Origin of the sequence: Fibrobacter sp. UWB1 (assembly GCF_002210325.1) — a bacterium.
Lineage (GTDB): Bacteria > Fibrobacterota > Fibrobacteria > Fibrobacterales > Fibrobacteraceae > Fibrobacter.
This window is the reverse complement of sequence record NZ_MWQL01000037.1, coordinates 1-5,704: the sequence shown is the minus strand read 5'-3', so window position 1 is coordinate 5,704 and position 5,704 is coordinate 1. Positions and strand designations below refer to the sequence as shown.

5 protein-coding genes are annotated in these 5,704 nt (G+C 44.5%); 3 read left to right on the top strand and 2 right to left on the bottom strand.

Translation table 11 applies throughout. The features are described 5' to 3' along the window. Positions 1–379: 379 nt before the first annotated feature. Positions 380–1,579, top strand: coding sequence for an ATP-binding protein (locus B7988_RS14650; protein WP_072810374.1), 1,200 nt, complete (start codon positions 380–382; stop codon positions 1,577–1,579). A 325-nt stretch (positions 1,580–1,904) separates the two neighbouring features. Here the strand turns inward: B7988_RS14650 and B7988_RS14640 are convergent, their stop codons facing one another. Then, positions 1,905–3,110, bottom strand: coding sequence for an FISUMP domain-containing protein (locus B7988_RS14640; RefSeq protein WP_088658464.1), 1,206 nt, complete (start codon positions 3,108–3,110; stop codon positions 1,905–1,907). A gap of 223 nt (positions 3,111–3,333) precedes the next feature. Further along, positions 3,334–4,497: an FISUMP domain-containing protein gene (locus B7988_RS14635; RefSeq protein ID WP_088658463.1), complete on the bottom strand. Its 1,164-nt coding sequence runs from the start codon at positions 4,495–4,497 to the stop codon at positions 3,334–3,336. A 265-nt stretch (positions 4,498–4,762) separates the two neighbouring features. Here B7988_RS14635 and B7988_RS14630 point away from each other — a divergent pair, with 265 nt between their 5' ends. Continuing rightward, positions 4,763–5,041 (top strand): nucleotidyltransferase domain-containing protein, encoded by a 279-nt coding sequence (locus B7988_RS14630; protein ID WP_073322213.1) that lies wholly within the window; start codon positions 4,763–4,765, stop codon positions 5,039–5,041. Positions 5,042–5,072: 31 nt separating this feature from the next. Next, a complete protein-coding gene (locus tag B7988_RS14625; RefSeq protein WP_088658462.1) occupies positions 5,073–5,471 on the top strand; it encodes a HepT-like ribonuclease domain-containing protein in 399 nt (132 codons plus the stop codon). The last annotated feature ends 233 nt before the right edge of the window (positions 5,472–5,704 follow it).

Here is a 5,704-nt window from a genome sequence, read left to right as displayed (position 1 = left end):
TCCCGGTTGCAGAATACATCTACACCGAAAACCGCTACAAGCAGCTCACCCGTAACAACCCGGAAGTGGCCAAGAAGCTCGCCGACGACCTCCAGAAGGAAGTTGACGCCCGCTATGCATTCTATGACGCCATGTCTAAGGATACGGAAGGGCTGATTAGTCTGTAAAGATGTCATTCCCGGCTTGACCGGGAATCTCCCTTTACAAAAAGACGAGTGATGAACAATCACCCGTCTTTTTTTGTGATGCCAACCGATTACAAGCAGTCTTTTCTCTAAATCCGAAATGACCTGGGCGTTCCCCGGCCCGGCCCATCTAGACAATTTCCCAAATTTTATATATTTTTATTTTTGGGAAATATAAATTCGGCAGTCGACAAATGAAACTGATTGAAAGAACAGAGTATTTGGACACATTGAAAAATGTCAGGGGTACACCCGACATCAAGGTGATAACCGGAATCCGTCGTTCCGGCAAATCAAAATTATTAGAATCCTTTGCAGAATGGATTGCAAAAAATGATAAAAAGGCAAACATCATCAAGATCAACTTCAACTTGACGAAGTTTGAAAAATTACAGAACTATTCCGCACTCGAAGAATATGCAGAACAGGCGTACAAGCCTAAAAAGACAAACTATCTGTTCATCGACGAAGTTCAACTTTGCAACTCGTTCGAAAAGGCATTGAACAGCCTTCACGCCACGGAAAAATTCGACATCTATGTAACCGGCTCAAATGCATTCCTGCTTAGTAGCGATCTGGCAACGCTCTTTACGGGTAGAACTTTTGAGATACCCGTCTTCCCGTTTTCGTTTGCGGAATACACAAAATACTACAAGCCGAAAAAAATGGAAGACTCGTTCGAATCCTACCTTAAAGAAGGGGGGATGGCGGGTTCCTTCTTATACAAGACTGAAAGCGAAAAGTTCCGTTACGTGAACGAAGATGTTTTCAACACGTTGGTTATCCGCGACATCGTCAAAAAATACAAGATTCGGAACAAGGTCTTTCTTGAAAAACTGATTGACTTTTTGATGGACAATGTCGGCAACATCACCTCCATCCGAAATGTCGCCAAGACAATCAGCACCACAGGCGACAAGACGAACCATAAAACCATAGGTTCTTACATCGATTATTTATGCAAGGCATTCGCCTTCTACAAAATCCGAAGATTCGACATTCGCGGAAAAAGATACTTGACCACGGAAGACAAATACTACTTGAGCGACCATTCGTTCCGCTACGCAAGACTCGGGACCCGCAACATGGACTACGGCCACGTGTACGAAAACATGGTTGCCATGGAATTACTTCGAAGGGGTTACCAACTTTACGTCGGAGTCCTATACAAGAAAGAAATCGACTTTGTAGCAATGAAACATGACGAAAAGCTGTATATCCAGGTATCGGACAACATCTCGGACAAGAAGACTTTTGAAAGGGAAACGGCCCCGCTGCTCGGAATAAAAGACGCATACCCCAAAATGCTCATCGCGAGAACAAACCACGAAACGACCCAGTACGAAGGAATCAGAATCGTCGATGTCTCAAGATGGCTTCTTGGCATGGATTAGCCCCCAACGGATTAAGCCCTTCCTTGGGCGTTCCCCGGCCAGGGCCGGGGCGGGTGCTGCTCGCCGAGCACGCTCGGCTCATCGAGCCTTGCCGCTCGACAGGGTCCACGGCAAGTCTCGCCACCGCGTGGCGGTGCGACGCCCCCTAACGCAGAAGCAATGTGAAATGTGTAGTGTGAAGTGTGGAATGTGAGATGATTATTCGACGGCTGCCATGAGCAGGCGCGGTTCAAGGGGTTCAATATTGAAATTTCTCTGCGAGTTTTTTTGGGAAGTTTTCTTAGACATGTTGATTATCTTGGATTTTTGTTATTGATGTAAAAATTTATTTCAACTTAATGCAGCGGACGGAATGAGCATGAAATTTTGAACTTCTTGAAGCCCCCGAGCCATCAGTATAACGCGATATAACTTGATCAAGGGCCTGAACCTTATCTTGGAAAACAGATTCCGAGGGATAAAACATGTAAAACGCTGAATCTAAATCCGCGAAACCTCTTTGATTAAAATAAGCTCCCGCCCCAGTAAGAGATAATCCGCTTTCATTGTTTCCTGTAAAATTATATTCAGAACGCAAGCCATAGACCCCGTATTCCGTACTGCTTCGGGCAACTTCAAAATCATGCCGCGTCATCAAACGCCAGCCTTTTGGGCAAATTCCCTGGTGGTTTGGCTGTATAAGGTCAGCACAACTCTTGGTATTGCAACTATCGTTGAAACCCATCATCTCTGCCCACTGGTAAAGGCCGCCGTAACGGTCGCACTTGGTAGTGTCGTCGTTGTAGCAGTAGCGTTCGATTTTCGTGTCGTCGGTCATGTTTTCGCCAGCCTTCAAGGTGACATCGGCGATATTCAAGTTCTGTGCCATAACGTCTATGGTATCCTTGACACCATCTTCATCTTTGCCCATGATTGTCAGGTAATAATAGACACGGCCATTGCGCGAGTCAGTAAATGTCTTGTAGCGCTCTTCCTTAAACTTTTCCAAAGGCAGAGTTTGGTCGAACGGTTCATAGGGCCCAGAACTGGAACTTTCTTCGGGCACCCAGACCTTGTACTTATAATCTTCACCACATACATAGCGAATTCCTGTTCGTCCATCGCGATAGGTGGACCCTATGGTTTCACATTCCACACCAGTATAATCAGTGATTTTACTGGAAGACGAACTAACCGACGAACTCGACTTATCCTTACTACTGCTAGAAGATTCACCCGATTTTACAGAACTTGAACTCTTGGAATCGGACGAGTTCTTTGTTTCTTTCGCGGAACTACTTGATACTTCGACAGGTTCAGATCCCTTGACACTACTGGAAGACTTGTCTTTTTCCATATTTTCGTTACTAGACCCATTCGACTCCGCTGACGCTCCGCTCAGGGTGACACTCGAATCAGGCGACTCTACCGACGAACTGGAAGTACCGGTTTCGTCGGAACTAACCGACGAAGAATCGTCACAGGCGGAAAGGGCGAAGAATGCCGCGAGCACCGCCACCCACAAGAAACCAAGACCCTTGACACACTTCATACCATTATCTCCTGTAAAAATTTTCACCACCCACAAACCAAGCAATGTGAAATATGGAATGTGGAATTTATACCGCAAAATCCATCATAAGTCTCGGCTCAAGTTGCTCAATCTTGCAATCAAAACGATTGTTTTTCTTGAACATTTTGTTCTTTTTAGAATTAGACATAGGAACCCCTTAGGAAATCTGTTTATTGAAATTTTACTTACAATTATATTTCTATTAGTAATCTCTTACGCAGCGAACATAAAAATAATTACCATTCTTTACAGCAGTACTGCTATGCTTGGCATAGTTCTCACTTAAGTCTTCCACAAAAATCCATGACGAATCTCTTTCGACTGGATAATGAAAGGTTGCCAAGCCCCAGTTTTCTCTGTAAGATTTCATCTGGTACAACACCGACATACCTGTTGAATTCACATATTGCTTATTCAAAGTCCAATTCACCTTTGAAGCCAAATCTTCCCCTGCAGACGAGGTGAAGTTCTTCCATTCATAAGCATTCATTATATGCCAACCCTCCGGACACAAACCCTGATGTATCCTAGTGTCTCCACCTACGGTATCCTTCCAAAGCACTGAGTCGTACTTGGCAGACAAGGCCATTGCCTCGCTCCAGGTGTAACGGCCACCCCAGCCGTTGTTGCAGAACCATTCGTCATTCAAGTCACAATACTTTTCCACCTTAGTGTCATCGTGTATTTTTATACTAGTATCAATCATCTCACCGTAATTCAAGTTCTGGGCGAACACCTCAATTAAAACATCGTCAACAAGTCTTCCGTCATCACCGCGCAAGTGGAGAATCGTCGTCTTATACACCTGATGGTCTCGCGGATCTTCGAATTCACTATAAACAGGTTCGTATTCTGTAGCAAACAAACTATCCATCACAGGGTATTCTTTGGGTTTTTCGATGTAGATTGTTGTATCTAAAACCCAATCGTTGTTTTCACAGCGATAATATTTTACACCCCAATCTTTAACAACAGTATCTCTTTCATTTTCATTACAACGGATATGAACATAAGAACTACTACTTGACAAAGAATCGTCTCTCTTGGATGATGAACTAGTATCGTTTTTTTTACTAGACGAAGACGAACTATTTGATTTGGCATCACTTGACGTCCCAACATCCTTTTCATCAGAAGATTCAATCTTTTTAGCAGAACTACTCGAACCATCCCCATCTTCGCAATCCTTACAGACCGAAGATGAAGAATCGACCGCGGCATTTTCATCCGGCCCATTGCTAGAAGCCGACGAAGAGTCGTCACAACCACAAAGGGCAAATATTGCCGCCAACAAGAAGATGGTTAGAGATTGCTTCCCCTGAAACAAGTTCAGGGTCGCAATGACACGCTGGAAAGACTTTTTCATAAGAACATCCCCGTCTAAAGTTTATTTTGTTAAATATAGGTAATGCCCCTGCCAAAGTCCATACCCCCCCCATTGTAAAATTTAGGAAACAAGGCAAAAGTCCAGAATAACGCAGAAAAACACTTTTTTCAAGGTTTTCCGTCATTATGGTAGATTTGGCGAATTATACGCGTGCTATTTTCGAATTTATGAAAAAGGATTATCTCACCAAAGCTTGCACAAACGGATAGAAAAATATATATTGGTAATGTAACAAGGGAAAACTATGGTGTTCGCCGAAAACATATTACGGATATTCCGTGAAAACAAACTTCTTGCGAAGTATCGCCTGAAGGATGTCTTTGTATTCGGTTCGTCTGTCCGGACGGCAACACCCAACGACATTGACCTGTTAGTTCGTGATTACCAGGACTACAATGATCTGTTGTCCTTGCGGAAGGAACTTTCCGAAAAGACCGGCAAGTCCGTGGATGTCGTCATAGAGAAGTTTGCAAACCCCATTATCCTGTATCGAGCAAACAAGGAGTCCATCCGTGTCGAATGACCCCAGGAACGACCTTTTCCATTTGTTGGGGATGCTCGAGTCCCTGCTGAAAATTCAGAAATATACACAGGACATTCATTCCACCGAAGAACTTCTTGAGAAAGAAGACCAGATGGTATTCAACGCATGTTTGACCTTGCTTGCAAACATAGGCGAATCCATCAATAAACTCTCGGACACAGCCAAAGCAGGAATTGCAAGTGAAAATATTCAGGCTATTCGCGGAATGCGCAACAGGATTGTTCACGATTATGCTGGGCTTGACTCGTTTATCGTTTACAACACTATAAAGAATGACCTTGACCCGCTAAAGGATACCTTTGTGAAAATCATTCATGAAGGTCTAGTAAACAAGTCCTTTGACGAAGGTGAATTTGAAGCGGCGAAAAGCTCCGGCTTTTACAAGTTCATTGATTTCAATATATTTTAAGGTCTGCTTCACCGTCCCGTCGTTTTGCGTTAGGGATAGTGACCCCTTGGGGTGGAGACTCGCGAAGCGAGGCTCCATTTTAGGAGGCGGATGGCAAGCGAAGCGAAGGCAGCCGCCCCTAAAATATAGCCCGACCCGGCGAGGGCCACCGAGCCGGGGAACGCCCAAATAAAGCATACCAACGCTACGGGTTGCTCCTCCATTTACGGCGGTAACCTCCCGACCACTCCGTG